16 protein-coding genes are annotated in these 16,499 nt (G+C 70.0%); 7 read left to right on the forward strand and 9 right to left on the reverse strand.

All coding sequences use genetic code 11. From position 1 onward, the window contains the following. Nucleotides 1–7: 7 nt before the first annotated feature. Both DMH01_RS16480 and DMH01_RS16485 read right to left on the reverse strand, forming a co-directional pair. Nucleotides 8–1,645: a WXG100 family type VII secretion target gene (locus tag DMH01_RS16480; RefSeq protein ID WP_125677682.1), complete on the reverse strand. Its 1,638-nt coding sequence runs from the start codon at nucleotides 1,643–1,645 to the stop codon at nucleotides 8–10. A 99-nt stretch (nucleotides 1,646–1,744) separates the two neighbouring features. Next, the gene (locus tag DMH01_RS16485; RefSeq protein WP_125677684.1) at nucleotides 1,745–2,524 is read right to left on the reverse strand and encodes an SDR family NAD(P)-dependent oxidoreductase; all 780 of its coding nucleotides are present in this window, start codon (nucleotides 2,522–2,524) and stop codon (nucleotides 1,745–1,747) included. Nucleotides 2,525–2,609: 85 nt separating this feature from the next. On the opposite strand from DMH01_RS16485, the gene DMH01_RS16490 reads away from it, so the two are divergent. Further along, entirely contained in the window at nucleotides 2,610–3,458 is an 849-nt protein-coding gene (locus DMH01_RS16490) for a helix-turn-helix transcriptional regulator (protein WP_125677686.1), read from the forward strand. Here the strand turns inward: DMH01_RS16490 and DMH01_RS16495 are convergent. Beyond that, entirely contained in the window at nucleotides 3,408–4,640 is a 1,233-nt protein-coding gene (locus tag DMH01_RS16495; RefSeq protein WP_125677688.1) for a helix-turn-helix domain-containing protein, read from the reverse strand. The genes DMH01_RS16490 and DMH01_RS16495 overlap by 51 nt on opposite strands. A gap of 110 nt (nucleotides 4,641–4,750) precedes the next feature. Here DMH01_RS16495 and DMH01_RS16500 point away from each other — a divergent pair, with 110 nt between their 5' ends. Beyond that, a complete protein-coding gene (locus tag DMH01_RS16500; RefSeq protein WP_233621554.1) occupies nucleotides 4,751–5,623 on the forward strand; it encodes an SGNH/GDSL hydrolase family protein in 873 nt (290 codons plus the stop codon). Nucleotides 5,624–5,881: 258 nt separating this feature from the next. On the opposite strand, the gene DMH01_RS16505 is transcribed toward DMH01_RS16500, so the two are convergent. Then, the gene (locus DMH01_RS16505) at nucleotides 5,882–7,063 is read right to left on the reverse strand and encodes a S8 family peptidase (RefSeq protein ID WP_370323378.1); all 1,182 of its coding nucleotides are present in this window, start codon (nucleotides 7,061–7,063) and stop codon (nucleotides 5,882–5,884) included. Nucleotides 7,064–7,322: 259 nt separating this feature from the next. Between DMH01_RS16505 and DMH01_RS16510 the strand changes: the two genes are divergently transcribed. Further along, nucleotides 7,323–8,126, forward strand: coding sequence for a pentapeptide repeat-containing protein (locus tag DMH01_RS16510; protein ID WP_125677690.1), 804 nt, complete (start codon nucleotides 7,323–7,325; stop codon nucleotides 8,124–8,126). A gap of 5 nt (nucleotides 8,127–8,131) precedes the next feature. On the opposite strand, the gene DMH01_RS16515 is transcribed toward DMH01_RS16510, so the two are convergent. Next, a complete protein-coding gene (locus tag DMH01_RS16515) occupies nucleotides 8,132–8,770 on the reverse strand; it encodes an SDR family NAD(P)-dependent oxidoreductase (protein ID WP_125677692.1) in 639 nt (212 codons plus the stop codon). A gap of 114 nt (nucleotides 8,771–8,884) precedes the next feature. On the opposite strand from DMH01_RS16515, the gene DMH01_RS16520 reads away from it, so the two are divergent. After that, entirely contained in the window at nucleotides 8,885–9,838 is a 954-nt protein-coding gene (locus DMH01_RS16520) for a YafY family protein (RefSeq protein ID WP_125677694.1), read from the forward strand. Here DMH01_RS16520 and DMH01_RS16525 read toward each other — a convergent pair. Next, entirely contained in the window at nucleotides 9,817–10,755 is a 939-nt protein-coding gene (locus DMH01_RS16525; protein WP_125677696.1) for an AraC family transcriptional regulator, read from the reverse strand. The genes DMH01_RS16520 and DMH01_RS16525 overlap by 22 nt on opposite strands. A gap of 81 nt (nucleotides 10,756–10,836) precedes the next feature. Here DMH01_RS16525 and DMH01_RS16530 point away from each other — a divergent pair, with 81 nt between their 5' ends. Both DMH01_RS16530 and DMH01_RS16535 read left to right on the forward strand, forming a co-directional pair. Further along, nucleotides 10,837–11,664: an NmrA family transcriptional regulator gene (locus DMH01_RS16530; RefSeq protein WP_125677698.1), complete on the forward strand. Its 828-nt coding sequence runs from the start codon at nucleotides 10,837–10,839 to the stop codon at nucleotides 11,662–11,664. Between the two features lie 32 nt (nucleotides 11,665–11,696). Beyond that, entirely contained in the window at nucleotides 11,697–12,188 is a 492-nt protein-coding gene (locus tag DMH01_RS16535; protein WP_125677700.1) for a DUF1772 domain-containing protein, read from the forward strand. A 5-nt stretch (nucleotides 12,189–12,193) separates the two neighbouring features. On the opposite strand, the gene DMH01_RS16540 is transcribed toward DMH01_RS16535, so the two are convergent. From DMH01_RS16540 to DMH01_RS16550, 3 genes are all read right to left on the reverse strand, one after another. Then, nucleotides 12,194–12,967 (reverse strand): alpha/beta fold hydrolase, encoded by a 774-nt coding sequence (locus DMH01_RS16540; RefSeq protein WP_125677702.1) that lies wholly within the window; start codon nucleotides 12,965–12,967, stop codon nucleotides 12,194–12,196. Between the two features lie 73 nt (nucleotides 12,968–13,040). After that, complete coding sequence (locus DMH01_RS16545) at nucleotides 13,041–14,267, reverse strand: RNA polymerase sigma factor (RefSeq protein ID WP_125677704.1); 1,227 nt, start codon at nucleotides 14,265–14,267, stop codon at nucleotides 13,041–13,043. Next, nucleotides 14,264–15,397: a glycosyltransferase gene (locus DMH01_RS16550; RefSeq protein WP_125677706.1), complete on the reverse strand. Its 1,134-nt coding sequence runs from the start codon at nucleotides 15,395–15,397 to the stop codon at nucleotides 14,264–14,266. Before DMH01_RS16550 ends, DMH01_RS16545 begins: the two co-directional genes overlap by 4 nt. A gap of 74 nt (nucleotides 15,398–15,471) precedes the next feature. Here DMH01_RS16550 and DMH01_RS16555 point away from each other — a divergent pair, with 74 nt between their 5' ends. After that, a complete protein-coding gene (locus tag DMH01_RS16555; RefSeq protein ID WP_125677708.1) occupies nucleotides 15,472–16,497 on the forward strand; it encodes a hypothetical protein in 1,026 nt (341 codons plus the stop codon). Nucleotides 16,498–16,499 lie beyond the last annotated feature (2 nt).

Here is a 16,499-nt window from a genome sequence, read left to right on the forward strand (position 1 = left end):
GGCCGGGTCAGGGGAGGACGCTCCCGAGCTTGTCCAGCCCGTCGCGGATCCGGTCCTCGATGCGCCGATACGTGTCCGCGCCCGTGACCAGGCTGTCCGCGATACCGCCGACCGTTTCCACGCCCGCCGTCAGCCGATCGCCGGCGGCGCTGATGTGCTTGGTCAGCGCGTCACTGAAGGTGGTGGCGGCGGGAACCTCGCCGAGCAGGCGCGGCACCAGTTGCAGCCGCGACGTCGCGCCGGCCGCGGCGCTCAGCGTCGACGTCGCCTCGTCCAGGACACCGGCGGCGCCGACCAGCGAATCGGGATCCGTTTCGTACCCGGCCTCGACAGGGGAGAGCGCGCCGTCGGGGTCGAGACCCAGCTCTTCCAAGGAGATCCTGGTCAGCTCGGGCTCGTCCCACTTCGAGCCAGGGTTCTTCTGGTAGCCGTAGGCGCCGGATTCGTGCGCCAGCACGATCTCCCCGTCGATTTCGACGGCTTCCTCGACACCGTGCGAGTCGTAGCCGTCCTCATTGCCCGGCTCGCCGCCCTTCAGCTCGATCTCCTCGCGATCGTTGAAGTCGTACCACTCCGGCGTCCGGTCCTGCCGGTAGAACTTGCCGCTGTGCCCGTCGGAGGAGGAGAAGATGAACTCGTCGTCGCGGACCACGACACCCTGGACGTTGTTCGGCGTCTCGATCGGATCTCCGGCCTCGTCCGGCCGGGGTGAGCCGTCCGGGCCGACGGGGATTTCGTAGAGCCGGTTGTTCCCGTAGTCGCCCACGAAGAGCTTGCCTTGGGCGTAGGTGACATAGCTGTGGGCGGGCGTCGGGACCACGTCGACGGCGTCGACCGGTTTGCCGCTGTCCTGCGCGGCGTCGAGTTCGGCCTTGTCGTAGACGTACACGTATCCGTTGGACGACACCCAGACGTGCTCGCCGTCTGTCGCGACGCCACCGGTATGGGTGGGCGCGCCGACGTCGCCGTGGCCGTTGAGATAGACGTTCCCCGTCTCCACGCCGGTCTCGTAGTCGACGTAGGTCAGCCTGCTCGGCGACAGTCCAGGCCCGATCGGGCTGTCGCCTTTCCCGTCACCGTCGCCGTCGTGGTACGAGCCCACCAGCAGGTTCTCGCCGTCGTAGGCCAAGCCCTGGGAGGTCCACGGCTCGCCTGGGTTAACGCCGCTGATGTCGGCATTGCCGTCGCTGTCCCAGCCGCCGTCGGTCGTGGCCGCCAGCGCGGTGAGCTTGCTTTCGTAGGTCTGCTGCGCCACGGTCAGCGCCCGGACGGTCTTCATCGCGATTTCCGGCGCTTCGAGGAGATCGCTCAGGCCGAGCTCGCGCCAGGGCTTGATGGCGGCGTCGGCTGCCGTCCGCAGAGCGGTGTACGCCTTCGCGGCGCCCTCGACAGCTGCCTCGGCGGTGTTGAGCTGGGCGTACACTTCGCCGACGGCTCGCGAGGACGCTTTCGCCTTGCCGACGAACTCGGCCGCCGCCGTGCCACGCCACGACCGGGCCGCCCGCAGCGCGCCGTCGGAGATCCCGTCCGCGACCGTCTGCAACGACGCCTTGGTGTCGGCGATGGTGGCACCGACCTCGGCGATTCCCGCCGCGTCGCCCGAGGTGAGCTTGGCGTAGAGCGGTTCGGGATCCAGGAACGGCATCGGCTTCTCCTCGGGCAACCCCCGGTCGGGGTGGGTCGTGCGCGTTCAGACGCCGACGGGCCGGCACCGGTTCCCGCACCTCACCCACCCCGCCACCGCTCAGGCCAGCATGCCGCCGTCCACCCGTAGGACCGTGCCGGTCACGTACGAGGCGCGGTCGCTCAGCAGCCACGCGGCGGCCTCGGCGATCTCCTCGGGTTCGGCCACCCGGCCCAACGGGGTACGCGCGTTGAGCTGGTCGAGGATGCCCGGCGAGCTTTCGACCCACTCGGTGAACATCTCGGTCAACGTCGTGCCGGGAGCGACGGCGTTGATGCGGATCCCTTCCGGGCCGTACGTGGTGGCCGCCGAGGCGGTGAGGCTGTTGACGCCGCGTTTCATCGCCCCGTACGCCGGGAGCTCCGGGTTGGACATCAGGCTGCCGACACTAGTGTTGTTGACGATGGCCCCGGTCTTCGCGGTGGCCCGGATCGCCTCGATCTCGGCGACCATCGCCAGCCACGGGCCTTTGAGGTTCACCGCGTAGATGTGGTCGAAATCGGCCTCGGTCACCTCGTCCATCGGGCCCGGCGGCACGTTCGTCGCGCCGTTGTTGAACGCGACGTCGAGTCTGCCGTGCAGTTCGACGGCACGCCCGACGGCCGCGCGGATGCTCAACGCGTCGCCGAGGTCGCACACCACGTGGTCGGCGACGCCGCCGTCCGCGCGGATCTCCCCGGCCACGGTCTTCAGCTGGGACTCGGTGCGGGCGGCGAGTACGACGCGGGCGCCTTCCTTGGCGAACAGCCGCGCGGCGGCGGCGCCGATCCCGCGGCCGGCGCCGGTGACGAAGGCGACCTTGCCGTCGAGCAGGCCCGGAACAGTCGTTGAGTTGGTCATGGCACCGAGAGTTCCTCCGCCGTCAGCGCGTATCCAGGCACCGGCGGTACCTGGCTGAGGTACCGGCATCGTCCACACTGGAGTGGTGGACAGACGACAACTCGCGGACTTCCTGCGCACCAGGCGTGAGCGGATCACTCCCGCCGAGGTCGGCCTCCCCGCCGGGCACCGACGCCGTACTCCCGGGCTGCGGCGGGAGGAAGTGGCGCAGCTGGCGTTCATCTCGACCGAGTACTACACCCGGCTGGAGCAGGCCCGCGGGCCACGGCCCTCTCGCGAGGTGCTGGCGGGGCTGACCAGGGCTCTTCGGTTGTCGGACGTGGAACGTGACCACCTGCACCACCTGGCCGGCGCGCCGCCGGGACCACCGCCCGGCCCGTCCCGGGAGGTCCGGCCGAGCATTCTCGCGCTGTTGCACCGGCTTCCGCAGGCTGCGGCGATCGTGCTGTCGGCGACCTACGACGTGCTCGCCTGGAACGACCTCGCCGCCGCGCTGATGGAGGACTTCTCCGCCCTGCCGCCACGGGACCGCAACCTCGTGCGCCGCGCGTTCCTCCCGCGCCCGGACGGGCGGCGGCTCTACGGGGTGTCCGATGTGGACGAGTTCTCCGCGAGCGCGGTCCGGAACCTCCGGGCCACCGCGGGCCGTTATCCCGACGACCTCGGGGTCACCGGGCTGATCCGGGAACTGCTCGACGGCAGCGACGAGTTCGCCCGGCTGTGGGCCGCGCACGACGTGTGCGCGGCGCCCGCCCTGTGCAAGACCTTCCGGCATCCGGTGGTCGGCCCGGTCAGCGTGAACTGCGACGTCCTCGACATCTCCGACCGCGACCAGCAGGTCGTGATCTACACCGCCGACCCCGGAACGCCGTCGGAGAACGCGTTACGCCTGCTGTCCGTCGTCGGGACGCAGCGGATGGACGCCCCGCTCTGAGCGTTTTGTAGGTTCCCTCGATACCAGCGGATCGATCCTCAATGCGATCGCCAGCGCGAATCGCCCGGCCGGATCGTCGATCGTGCCGCCGAAGAGCGTCCGCAGCTGCCGGATCCGGTACCGGACGGTCTGGACGTGGACGTGCAGTTCGACGCCGATCGCCTGCGGCTGGTCCGGCCGGGCGAGCCACGCCGAGAGGGTCGTGGTGAGCCGTCGCCTCGCCGGTTCGGGCAGACCGGCCAACGGCGCGAGGACGTCCTTCGCGAACTCGGCGGCGAGTTCGGGATCGGCGGTCACCAGCAGATCGATGCGGTGATCGACGGTGTGGACCAGCGGGCTGTCGCCGAGCGCACCGGTGCGCGTCAGCCGCCACAGCGCGCTCGCCCGGCGGGCACTGAGCGCGGCCGAGCGAAGCGGCACGACCGGGCCGACCCCGGCCTGGTCGTCGCCGAGCAGGTCCCGCAGGCGGCCGAGGTACCACTCGAGCCGGTCGGCGGGCATGACCACCGCGGTCAGGTCGTGATGACGGCCGATCAGCACCCGGCCCGGCATCCGGTCCAGCAGCTGCGGTGCGACATCGGCGCTGGTGACGGCGATGACGAGCTTGCCGGGCAATTCCCACGCGGCTTGGTTCGCGGCGTCGTCGAGCTGGTCGCGGGTGGCGGCCGGTTCGGCGAGCAGGAGACCGAGGAGCCGGTCGCGTCGCGCTTGCCCGGCCCGCGCCGCTTGTGACCGCGCTTCGGCGTACCCGTCGGCGGCCGCCGCCGAGAGTTCCGCGATGAACGCGAACAGCGCTTCGCCGAGTTCGACGATCGCCTGGGTCGGCAGGTCCACGGCCGGTGCCGCGGAGGTGAGCTGCCGCCACACACCCAGCGCCGCCGACTGGTAGAAGCCGAGCATCTCCTCGAGGCTGCGCCCGGCGGTGTGCTGGGCCCGGCCCTGCGCCCGGTAGACCTGCCGGTCGGTGGTGATGTCGGGATGACCGATCTCGCTGAAGAACGCGTGCAGGGCGACGTCGAGGGTGACCTGGAGGTTCGCGGCCGTCCGGTCGTCCAGTGGAGTCCGCAGCCCGGCGCGGACCTGGTCCATCGCGGCGGACGCGATCGCGGCGGTGTCCGGCTCCAGCCGTGTCAGCACCGAAGCGTCCAGCCTGCGCCAGGGCTGTGCCGACGCCTTCGTCATAGAGGGAACCTACAAAACCCCGATCAAGAACGCGCGCCTCCGTTCTAGTGGTTTTCCGCTGCTCAGCAGACGCTGATCGCGGCATTCGACGACGCATGCAGGAGGCGGCAGTGACACGTACGCGCTGGGGAAGACTCGCCCGGATCGCCGCGGTGGCGGGCACCGCACTGACCCTCGTCGGAATCGGGACACCGGCCCTCGCCACGGCGGAACGGCAGGTGTACGTCGCGATGGGCGACTCGTTCTCGGCGGGCTCGGTGGTCCTGCCGCAGTCCGATCTCCTCACCTGCGCCCGGTCGGCGATCAACTACGCCGGGCTCCTGGCGAAGCAGCTCGACGTCGACGAACTGCGCGACGTCACCTGCGGCGGCGCGACGACGTCCCATTTCACCAACCCGCAGAAGGGCATCGTCTCCGGCACCAACCCGCCTCAGTACGACGCGCTCTCGGCCGACACGACACTGGTGACCGTCGGCATGGGCGGTAACGACATCGGCCTGGTCGGGCTCGCCACGTCGTGCGTGAACCTGCTTCCGGTGGGCGCGTCGTGCAAGGCGGCCAACACCACGGGCGGGGTGGACAAGTACGCCACCAAGATCGACGCCTTCGCCGCGACCTACGGCACGGTCATCGAGCAGATCCGCCAGCGCGCCCCGCGCGCCGAGATCGTCATGGTGGGCTACCCGACCGGGATCAAACAGGGTGGGTGCTGGCCGCTCGTCCCGGTCCTGCCGCAGGACGCCGATTACATCCAGGCCAACATCGACCGGCTCAACGCGCGGATGGCCGAGCAGTCCGCCGCGCACGGCGCGAAGTACGTCGACATCCGGACGCCGAGCATCGGCCACGACGCCTGTCAGCCGATCGGCGTCAAGTGGATCGAGGGGCTCATCCCGTCGGTGGTGAACAACAGCTTCGCCCCGCTGCACCCGAACGCCGCCGGGCTCGCGGCCGTGGTGCCGAGCATCCGGAAGGTGCTGTAGCGACCACCTCGTGAGCCGGTCCGTGATTGCACGCAGCAGCGGTCAGGCCCAGTACCTGAGTACATGAAGGCCCCCTTCCTTGCGCCTGGCACAAGGAAGGGGGCCTTCACGCGCAGCCGCTGTGACTGCTGATGCAGATGGGACGTACGTGGCGATTGCCGTGTCCGTGAAGGCCTCCTTGAGGGACCCAGAGTCCCTCAAGGAGGCCTTCACGGACTTGAGCCGGGGGATCAACCGCAGCCGGAATGCACCGAGCCCTCAGGCGGTGGGCGCCCAGTACAGGAGCCGGTTCGGGGAACCGGAGCCCGGGTTGGTCACCTTGCCGGGAGTGGCCGCGTTGATCAGCGCGGTCGCCACCTGCGCGGGTGTGGCGCTCTTGTTGTTCTGCAGGAACCGGGCGGCGACGCCGACCACGTGCGGGGTCGCCATCGAGGTGCCGCTGATGGTCTTCGTCGCGGTGTCGTTGGTGTTCCACGCCGACGTGATGTTCGTGCCCGGCGCGAAGATGTCCACGACGTTGCCGTAGTTGGAGAAGCTGGAGCGCGCGTCGGTTTCGGTGGCCGAGCCGACGGTGATCGCCTGGGTCACGCGGGCGGGGGAGAAGCCCGAGGCGTTCGAGTTGGAATTCCCGGCGGCTACGCCATAGGTGACGCCCGCGGCGATCGACCGGCGGACGGCGTCGTCGAGGGTGCTGGAGGCGCCGCCGCCGAGGCTCATGTTGGCCGCGGCCGGTTTGACGTGGTTCTTGGTGACCCAGTCGATACCCGCGATGACTCCGGCGGTGGTGCCGCTGCCGGAGTTGTTGAGCACGCGGACGCCGTAGACGGTGGCGCCCTTGGCGATGCCGTACTGCGATCCGGCGATGGTGCCGGCGACGTGGGTGCCGTGGCCGTTGCCGTCCTGGGCGACGGCGTCGTTGTCGACGAAGTCGTAGCCGTTGCGGGCGCGGCCGCCGAAGGTCTGGTGGCTGATCCGCACGCCGGTGTCGATGACGTAGACGTTCACGCCGGCGCCGGTGCTGGTGTAGCTGTACTTCTTGTCGAGCGGGAGGTTGCGCTGGTCGACGCGGTCGAGGCCCCAGGACGGCGGGTTGGTCTGGGTCGCGTCCGCGTGGACGAGCTGGTTCTGCTCGACGGACGCCACCGACGGGTCGGCGGCGAGCCGCTTGGCCTGCCGCTCCGACAGCGTCGCGGAGAAGCCCTTGAGCGAGTTGCTGTAGACCTGCTCCACCTTCGCGCCGAAGCGGTTCGCCAGCGTGTCGACGACGCCGGTGTCCTTCAGCGTGACGATGTAGCTGTTCGGGATCGCTCCGGCGGATCCCGCGGCGAGGATCCGTCCTTCGGCGGCTTGGGCGGGAGCGGCGGTCACGCTGATCGCCACCGCGACCGCGCTCGCCATTCCGGCACGCGACAGCCAACGCGCTTGTCTCGTCTCTCGCATGTGTTCGTCCTGTCGTTCGCAGGGGACCGGCCGGTCAGGACCACAGCGGCGGAAAGCGGTCCGGCACGACCGCATGGGACGGCACCTGCCGGATCCCACGAAGATCGAGGCTATTGAGCGGCCGGGATGTCCGAATCGCCTGAACGGGGCAGCACCCGACCTTCGTCTGGCGGCCATTGGCGGCGGGTGCCCTGCACGGAAAGTGCTCTCCGTACCCTGGACCGGAACATCTTGCCGAATATCTGGAGTCCGAACCACCGTGCCAGCCCTTTCCAGCCTGCGAGCCGACTGCGAGAACTGCTTCGGCCTGTGCTGTGTCGTCCCGGCCTTCGCCGCGTCGGCCGATTTCGCGATCACCAAACCGGCCGGTCAGGCGTGCCCGAACCTGCGCGAGGATTCCCGGTGCGGCATCCACGACAAGCTCCGCAAGAAGGGTTTCACCGGCTGCACGGTCTATGACTGCTTCGGCGCGGGCCAGAAGGTCTCCCAGGTCACTTTCGACGGCGAGGACTGGCGGAAGGCGCCGAAGACGGCCAAGTCGATGTTCGCGGTCTTCCCGGTCATGCGGGACCTGCAGGAACTGCTCTACTACCTCACCGAGGCGGCGGCGCTGCCGACGTCCGCGCCCATCCGCGACGACCTGGCCGAGATGATCGACCGGACCGAGCGGATGACGCTGGACACGCCTGGTGTGCTGAGGAAGCTGGACGTCCCCACGCATCGGGCCGCGGTGAACGGGCTGCTGGTGCGCGCCGGCGAGCTCGCTCGCGCCGCCGTGCCGGGCAAGAAGAAGGACCGGCGTGGCGCCGACCTGATCGGCGCGAAACTGAAGGGGGCGAACCTGCGCGGCGCGCTGCTGCGCGGGGCGTACCTGATCGGCGCGGACCTGCGGGGAGCCGATCTCCGGCAGGCCGACGTCACCGGCGCGGACCTGCGTGACGCCGATGTCCGCGGCGCGGATTTCCGTGACGCGCTCTTCCTCATCCAGTCCCAGCTGGACGCGGCGAAGGGCGACGCGACGACGAAGCTGCCGGAGTCGCTCACCCACCCCGCGCACTGGTGAATTCTCTATCCTTTGTGGACGATCTCTTGCGTCCAGTCCGCTCGGGGCTGGGTGTGCAGCCGCCAGTAGTGCTCGGCGATGTCGTCGGGGTCGAAGGGCGTGCCTTTCGCGACCGGGCCGGCGACGGTGACCGTGGCGACATGCACCCCTGACGGGCCGAACTGCGTGTCCAGCAGGGAAACCAGCGCCCTCACACCTGCCTTCCCGAGCGAAAGGCTCGTGTAGGCGGGGACGGCTTCGGGCATCCCGCCGGTCACGATGATCGTGCCCGAACCGCGTTCGGCCATCCTCGGCGCGACATGGGCGGCGGCGGTGATCGCGCCGACGACGTTGACCGACCAGGCCGCGAGATGCCGTTCGACGGACAGTTTCCCGGGGGCGTCGGCCTGGATGATCGCGGCGTTGTAGACCACGACCTCGGGCACGCCGTGCTCGCGCATGGCCGTGTCGAGAGCGGTCTTGAGGGCCTTCTCGTCGGTGACGTCGGCGGTCAGCGCGAGCGCGGTGCCGATCTCGGCGGCCAGCGGGGTAAGGGTCTCCGTGGTGCGGGCGATGAGGGTGATCGGTAGCCCTTCCCTCGCGAACCGGAGGGCGACCGACCTGCCGATACCCGGTCCCGCGCCGATGACCACTGCGCCTGCCATGTCTTCTCCTTCTGGATCGGTGGCACGACCGTAGGGGTTGACATCGATGTGAAGGTCAAGCGTCGATCCCAAAGTGCTCACCCGTTGAGCGGTTCACCTGCCAGACTCGTGCCCATGCGTGCCGATCGCCTGGTGGCCACCCTCCTGCTGATGCAGGCTCGTGGCCGTGTCACGGCTGCCGAACTGGCCGAGGAACTCGAGATCTCCGTCGCCACGGCCCGGCGTGACCTGGAGGCGTTGTCCGCCGCAGGTGTGCCGGTGTACCCGCAGCCCGGCCGTGGCGGCGGATGGTCGCTGGTCGGCGGCGCGCGCACCGACCTCAGTGGACTGTCGACGTCGGAGGCTCAGGCGTTGTTCCTGCTCGCGGGCCCGGCCGCGTCGATCTCGCCCGAGGTCAAATCCGCGCTGCGGAAGCTGGTCCGGGCTCTGCCCGACACGTTTCGCGCCGACGCGCAGGCCGCTGCGGACGCCGTCGTCATCGATCCGTCTCGGTGGGGTGAGCGGGAGAAAGAGCGGCCTGAAGTGCTTACCGTGCTGCAGGCCGGGATCGTCCGCCGCCGCAAAGTCCGCTTCGGCTACGCGAAAAAGGGCGCGGAACCGGTCGAGCGGGTCGTGGATCCGTGGGGGCTCGTGGACAAGGACGACATCTGGTACCTCATCGCGGGCACCGAGAAGGGCCAGCGCACCTTCCGGGTCGACCGCGTGTCCGACGCAGTGGTCACCGACCTGCCGGCCGATCGCCCGGAAGACTTCGAGCTGTCGAGCGCCTGGGAGCAGGTCGTCGACCGGGTCGAGGACCGTCGTTCGGGGCTGGACGCGACGGTGCTCATCGCCGAGCGGCATCTGCCGATCCTCCAGGACCACTTCGGACGCCAGTCCACTGTGGAGGAGACGCTGGACGACGGCCGCGTGCGGGTGACGGTGTCGGCGCCGGTGGCGTGGATGATCGCCCAGCAGCTCGCGGGCTGGGGTTCGATGATCGAAGTTCTGGGGCCGCCGTCGGTCCAGGCGGAACTCGCCCGGATCGGCGCGGAACTGGTCGAGCGTTACGCGACGGCGGCGCGGTAGCCCTGCGGGCTGACGCCGTGTTCGCGTTTGAACGCGGTGCTGAGCGCGAACGAACTGCCGTAGCCGACCTGGCGGGCGACCGCGCCGATCGTGACGTCGGGGTGCTGACGCAGGAGATCCGCGGCGAGCGCGATACGCCAGCTCGCGAGGTAGGCCATCGGCGGTTCGCCCACCGCGGCGGTGAACCGGCGGGCGAACGCGGCGCGGGAAACTCCGGTGTCGGCCGCGAGGCTCGCCACGGTCCACGGTTCGGAAGGCTTGTGCTGCAACAGTTTCAGCGCTCGCCCGACGACCGGGTCGCTGTGCGCGCGATACCAGGCGGGCGCTTCGGCCCCAGGCCGGTCGAACCAGGTCCGCAGTGCGGCGACCAGGAGCAGGTCGAGCACCCGGTCCAGGACGGCTTCCTGACCGGGCGTGTCCTTGACGATCTCACCGGCGAGCAGCGGCACGAGCGGGTTGTCCCAGTCCTCGTCACGCACGACCAGCAGTGACGGCAGCGCGTTGAGGAGCCGTTTGCTGATCTCGCCTTCCAGCGGATAGGTGCCGGTGAGCAGGACGACGGGGCCGTCCGGATCGCTGCCCCAGGTGCGGACGCCGAAATCGGACAGTTCGGTGAGGTGCTGTCCGTCCGGGGTCAGGCATTCCTGTCCCGGCAAGATCATCGCCTGCGGTGGCGTGGCCGGGTCGTCCGCGACGAGATACGGGTCCGGACCGCGCGCGATGGCGATGTCGCCGGTGCCGAGGCGGATCGGCTCCCCGTGGTCCGGCACGACCCAGGATTCCCCGCGAACCTGCGCCATCACCGTCAGCGGTGCCTCGTCCTCGATCCGCAGCGACCACGGCGGGGTCATGACCGACTTCAGCAGGAAGGCGCCGCGGGCGCGGGGTCCGTCGAGCAGACCGGCGAGGGGATCCATGCCGAGAAGTGTAGACGATGAAACATGGAACAGAGCCTTTGAACTATGTTGCGTCTCATTCGGAGACGCTTGACTAGGGACATGACAGAAACGAAGAACAACGAAACCGTCCTGGTCCTCGGCGCTACCGGCAAGACGGGGAGCCGGGTGGCGCAACGCCTGACCGAACAGGGCATCGAGGTCCGCAAGGCGTCGCGCCCCGGGTTCGACTGGAACGACCGGTCGACCTGGACGGCGGCGGTCACCGGGATCAGCGCGGCTTACCTGACCTACTACCCCGACCTCGCCTTCCCCGGTGCCGCCGAAGCGATCCGCGACTTCTCGAAGCTGGCCGTGGACCACGGCGTCCGGCGACTGGTCCTGCTGTCCGGTCGCGGCGAGGAGGAGGCCGTGGTCAGCGAGCAGGGGGTGCGGGACTCCGGTGCCGAGTGGACGGTCGTGCGGGCCGCCTGGTTCGCACAGAACTTCAGCGAGCACTTCCTGCTGGAACCGGTGCTCGCCGGGGAGATCGTGCTGCCCGCCGGGCAGGTGACCGAACCGTTCATCGACGTCGAGGACATCGTCGACGTCGTGGTGACGGCGCTGACCACCGACGGGCACGACGGCGAGGTGTACGAGCTGACCGGGCCCCGGTTGCTGAGTTTCGCGGACGCGGCGGCGGAAATCGGCAAGGCTTCGGGGCGAGAGATCCGGTACGTTCCGGTTTCCGCGGCGGAGTTCGCCGCGGGAGCGGCCGAACAGGGTGTGCCGGAGGAAGAGATCGAAGGCCTGACCGACCTGTTCACCCGAGTCCTCGACGGCCGGAACGAATCCCTCACCGGTGACGTCGAGAAGGTGCTGGGCAGGCCCGCGAGGGCCTTCTCCGAGTACGCCGAGAAGGCCGCGGCCACCGGGGTCTGGAATCAGTGAAACGAGCGGGAATCGGAAGGGAGGCGACAGGAATGGCGACGCTGAGCGAGATCGTCCTGATCGCGGCAGTCATCACGGCGGGGTTGATCGCGGGCTTGTTCTACGCCTACACGTGCTCGGTCATGCCGGGTCTGGGCCGGGCCGACGCCCGGACGTACGTGACCGGGATGCGGGAGATCAACATCGCCATCCTCAACGGCTGGTTCGCGATCAGCTTCGGCGGGGCGCCGTTGCTCGCCGCGGTGGCGGCGGTGCTGCACTTCCGGTCGGAGCTGCGGTCCGCGTTGCCGTGGCTCATCGCGGGGTTCGTGCTGCTGCTGGTGATGCTGATCGTGACGATGGCGATCAACGTGCCGTTGAACAACGCGCTCGAAGCCGGTTTCGACGGCGACAAGACCGACTTCGAGGCGCTGCGGGCGAAGTTCGAGGGTGTCTGGGAGCGGTGGAACCTCGTCCGGACGTTGGCCGCGATCGGTGGCTTCGGCGCCCTGGTGGGCGGGCTGATCGTGCACGTCCGCGCCTGACGCGGTCAGGCTCCGAGAATCTCCCGCAGCAGCGGGGCGAACGTGGCGGCCTCGGTGGCGAAACCACCGTGGTCACCGGGGAAGTAGGCCGGATCCAGCCCGAGACGACCGGCGGCGAGCACCGCCGCCTCGTGTGCGGGATGCCCGGCCGATTCCTTGCCGACACCGACGACGATCCGGGTCCCCGACGCCTTCAGGGCCGTGTAGTCCGGGGTGAAGTCCCCGATGATCTTCATCAGGTGCACGACGAAGAACTCCATGTTCTTTCGCATCTCCGGTGGGAGAGCGCCCTCGCCCGCCTCGAAACGGGCCTCCGCCATGAACTTCGCCATCGCCGCCTCGATGCCGTGCTCGCGGTGGATGCGCAGCAGCTCGTCGGGATCGATGTCGGGCTGCTCGTCCAGCAGGCTGGTCAGCGGCGGTTCGTGCGCCACGAGCGTCCGCACCCGCCCGGGATGGCGGGCGACGAGCTCGAAAGCCTGCGAGCAACCACCGCTGGACGCGAAGATCGCCGCCGGTTCCTCGCTCACGCTGTCGAGCAGGCGGAGCGCGTCGTCGGCGTGGACCTCGACCCGCTGCTCCTCGTCGGGTTCGTCGAGGGTACTGCGGGAGATCCCGCGCGGGTCGTAGGTGATCACCGTGCAGTGCTCCGCGAGCAGGCCCGCGATCGGCGCGAACATGCCGGAATCGGCCGCACCACCGGGGATGCACAGCAGCGCCGGACCGCTGCCGGTGACGGTGTGGTGCAGCCGGGCGCCGGGAACGTCGAGAACGGCCATCGGATGACCCCTTCCTCTTTTCGGGACTTGTCGCCCACCGACGAACGGCGTCGCCGGGGACAGACACCCGGCGTCACGAGATTTCGGCGAGTTTTCCCGACAGGTAGGCACGCTCGGCATCGGTACCGGCGAGCGTGAGCGCCTCGCGGTAGGCACCGGCGGCCTCCTCGAGCCGGCCGAGACGCCGCAGCAGGTCCGCGCGGGTCGCGGGGAGCAGGTGGTAATCCGGAAGACTGCCGGAGAGCTTGTCGACCAGCACGAGCCCGGCTTCGGGACCTTCGGCCATGGCGACGGCGACAGCGCGGTTCAGCTCGACGACCGGCGAGGGCACGAAACGCAGCAGCTCCCCGTAGAGGGCGGCGATCTGGGCCCAGTCGGTCTCGGAGGCGTGGGCCGCCGTCGCGTGGCAGGCGGCGATGGCGGCCTGGATCTGGTACTGCCCGGGGACGCCGCGGCGGAGCGCGGACTCCAGCAGCTCGGTGCCTTCGGCGATCTCGGCGGTGTTCCAGCGGCCGCGGTCCTGGTCTTCGAGCGAGACGAGGGTGCCGTCACCGTCGACCCGCGTGGAACGCCGGGCGTCGTGCAGGAGCACCAGGGCCAGCAGCCCGAGGACCTCCGGTTCACCGGGCATCAGGTCCGCGAGGATCCGGGCGAGCCGGATGGCCTCCGCGGACAGGTCGGGCCGGAGCAGGTCGGTGCCGGCGCTGGCCGAGTAGCCCTCGTTGAACAGCAGGTACAGCATCCCCAGCACCGCGGCCGTGCGTTCGGGCAGTAGTTCCGCGGGAGGTACCCGGTACGGGATGCCCGCGGTGCGGATCTTCCGTTTCACCCGGACCAGACGCTGCGACATCGTCGCCTCGGAGACGAGGAAGGCGCGGGCGATCTCGGCGGTGGTGAGCCCGGCCAACGTCCGCAGCGCGAGCGCGACCTGACCTTCCAACGGCAGTGCGGGGTGGCAGCAGGTGAAGATCAGCCGAAGCCGGTCGTCCTGGACGCCGCTCTCGTCCCGTTCCGGCTCGGTGGGGACGTCCAGTTCGGCGGCTTCCCTCAGTTTCGCCGCGCCGACGGCCTCGCGCCGGATCCGGTCGGTGGCCCGGTTGCGTGCCGCCGTGGTGAGCCAGGCGCCGGGTTTCGCCGGGACACCGTCACGGGGCCAGGTGCGCAGCGCGAGCGCGAACGCCTCTTGGACGCATTCCTCGGCCAGATCCCAGTCTCCGGTGACCCGGATCAGGGTGGCGATCACCTGCCCGGACTCCTCGCGGAACGCTCGGGTGATCGCGGCACCGAGGTCGGTGGTCACCGCGGCAGCCCTTCCAGGAGCGGGACGATCTTCTCCGGAGGCGGGTACGCGGTGACCTCGTCGCGCAACCGGGCTGCCGCCTCCCGGTAGGACGGTTCCCGCAGCACCGTGGTCACGGCGTCGCGGATGTCCTCCGGCGTGGCTTCGGCGACGTCGAGGACGGTGCCGAGCCCGAGTTCGGTGACCCGGTCACCGTTGTGGGGCTGGTCGGCGCCCATCGGGAGCAGCACCATCGGCAACCCGTGGGCGATCGCGCCCAGCAGGCTGCCCGAACCGCCGTGGGTGAGGGCCGCGTCGCAGTACGGGAGGACGTCGTCCTGCGGCAGGTACCTCGTAAGATGGATGTGCTCCGGTTGAGGGCCGAACTCGGCGGGGTCGATGAGGTTCCCGACGGTCACCACACACGTCGCGTCGACGTCCTTCAGCCCGGCCAGCGCCCGGGTGAACAGGTCGCCGGATTCGGTGTTGAAGATCGTGCCGAGGGTGAAATAGACCGTCGGGCGGCCCTCTACGTGCCAGTCCGGCGCCGGTCCACGGCCGGGAACGGGATCGTGGAACGGCTGCGCGGTCGGCGGCAACGGGAACCGCGGATCGCGGAGACTCGCGGGGAACGGTGAGAGCACGAGATGGCGGTAGGCCATTTCGAGGTTCCGCTGCGGGGGAAGCCCGTGGGCGGCACGGACCTCGTTGAGCGCGTCGTCGACCAATTCGGGGCGGATGAGGACACCCGCCGCCATGACCAGGACGGTCACGTGGGGGAGATCGAGCTTCTCGGCCGCGATCATCCCGCCCTGATCGGCTTCGTCACAGACGAGCAGATCCGGTTTCCAGTCTTCGCAGAGCGCCAAGACGTCCTTCGCGCGCAAGGGTGCGGTACGGCGGACGAACCCGTCACGGAAGTCGGCGTCCTCCCGCTCCCTGTCGACGGGAAGCAACGGGCGACGGCGGCCGTCACTGCCGAGATTGGGCCCCGACGGGAACGCGGCGAATCCGGTCGTCTCGACGACCGGGACCATGAACGGCTCGCCGGTGAACGCGATCGTGTGGCCCGCGTCGGCGAGCGCGCGGGCGAGGGGGAGCAGCGGCCGGAAGTGACCGTTGCCGCCGGCGAAAGTGAAGAGGACACGCATGCGATCGACCCTATCGGCGGTCCTACCGGCGTTGCCTCGCATTTCGCACAGGCGGGCAGCGATACCCTGCTGCGGTGATCGATACGGACGCCGACGAGGTCCGGCTGTGCGCGCTGGAAGGCTGCGAGAATCCCTTGCCCCCGCCCGCGGTGGACGCCGACGGGAAACGCAAGGGCGGCAGGCCTTCGGCCTACTGCAGCAAGACCCACGCCGACGCCGCGTCGCGCGCCCGGCGCGCGGCAGCCGTGGCGAGCGTGGCCGATCCGCTGCTGGAGGTCCGCCGGATCGCCGACGAGTTCACCCCGGCCGCTGCGTCGCTCGTGGAACTGCTGGACGCCATGCGCTCGCGCTTCGACAACGCCGCCGAGGCGGCGCTGGGCCGGGTCACCGAAGCCGAAACCGACGCGGCCGCGGCCCGGCGCGAGGCCGAGGACGCACAGCAGGCGGCGGCGAAGGCCGACACCGCGCGCGCGACCGCGCTGGCCGCGTCCCGCGACGACAAGATGGCCAAGGCCAAAGCGGAACGCGCCGCCGAACAGGCCCTGAAGGACGCCGAGGAGACCCGCCAGCGTTCGTGGGCCGAAGTCGCCGCCCACGAACGTGCCCGGGGCGCCGCGGAAGCCGCGACCGTGGCGGCCGAACGCGCGCGAGACGCGCTTGTCTCCGATCTCCGGACGCTGCGCGAGGACTTCGCGGCCGTCCGGGAGGAGAAGACCCGGCTGGCGGCGGAGCTCGGCGAGCGGGACACGGCGCTGGCCAGGGCGGTCGCGGAACTCGAAGCGCTGCTGGACCGGCTCGACGAGGCGAAGGCCAGGGCGACGGTGTCCGAAAAGGACTGTGCCGCCGCGCGGGCGGAATCGGCCGCTCTGCGTGGAGATCTGGACCGTGTCCGAGCCGAACTCGCACAGGAGCACACGGCCCGCAGCCTCGCCGAAGCCCGGGCGACGGCCCTGGCCGAGGAACTGGAGCGTGCGCAGGCTCGTGCCGTCGCGGATCAGGCGCGGTATGACGACGTCGTCCGGCAGCTGGCCGAACTCGCCCGTCCTCCGGTCGTCGAAGAATCGCCCGAATCGCCTGTGGAGGCTTCCGAGCTGAAGTAGAG

Origin of the sequence: Amycolatopsis sp. WAC 04182 (assembly GCF_003947465.1) — a bacterium.
Lineage (GTDB): Bacteria > Actinomycetota > Actinomycetes > Mycobacteriales > Pseudonocardiaceae > Amycolatopsis.

Excerpts from the sequence above, each read along its gene's own strand:
- DMH01_RS16480 (WP_125677682.1), bottom strand. The coding sequence starts at position 1,645 with ATGCCGTTCCTGGATCCCGAACCGCTCTACGCCAAGCTCACCTCGGGC.
- DMH01_RS16485 (WP_125677684.1), bottom strand. The coding sequence starts at position 2,524 with ATGACCAACTCAACGACTGTTCCGGGCCTGCTCGACGGCAAGGTCGCC.
- DMH01_RS16495 (WP_125677688.1), bottom strand. The coding sequence starts at position 4,640 with ATGACGAAGGCGTCGGCACAGCCCTGGCGCAGGCTGGACGCTTCGGTG.
- DMH01_RS16505 (WP_370323378.1), bottom strand. The coding sequence starts at position 7,063 with ATGCGAGAGACGAGACAAGCGCGTTGGCTGTCGCGTGCCGGAATGGCG.
- DMH01_RS16515 (WP_125677692.1), bottom strand. The coding sequence starts at position 8,770 with ATGGCAGGCGCAGTGGTCATCGGCGCGGGACCGGGTATCGGCAGGTCG.
- DMH01_RS16520 (WP_125677694.1), top strand. The coding sequence starts at position 8,885 with ATGCGTGCCGATCGCCTGGTGGCCACCCTCCTGCTGATGCAGGCTCGT.
- DMH01_RS16525 (WP_125677696.1), bottom strand. The coding sequence starts at position 10,755 with ATGGATCCCCTCGCCGGTCTGCTCGACGGACCCCGCGCCCGCGGCGCC.
- DMH01_RS16530 (WP_125677698.1), top strand. The coding sequence starts at position 10,837 with ATGACAGAAACGAAGAACAACGAAACCGTCCTGGTCCTCGGCGCTACC.
- DMH01_RS16535 (WP_125677700.1), top strand. The coding sequence starts at position 11,697 with ATGGCGACGCTGAGCGAGATCGTCCTGATCGCGGCAGTCATCACGGCG.
- DMH01_RS16540 (WP_125677702.1), bottom strand. The coding sequence starts at position 12,967 with ATGGCCGTTCTCGACGTTCCCGGCGCCCGGCTGCACCACACCGTCACC.
- DMH01_RS16550 (WP_125677706.1), bottom strand. The coding sequence starts at position 15,397 with ATGCGTGTCCTCTTCACTTTCGCCGGCGGCAACGGTCACTTCCGGCCG.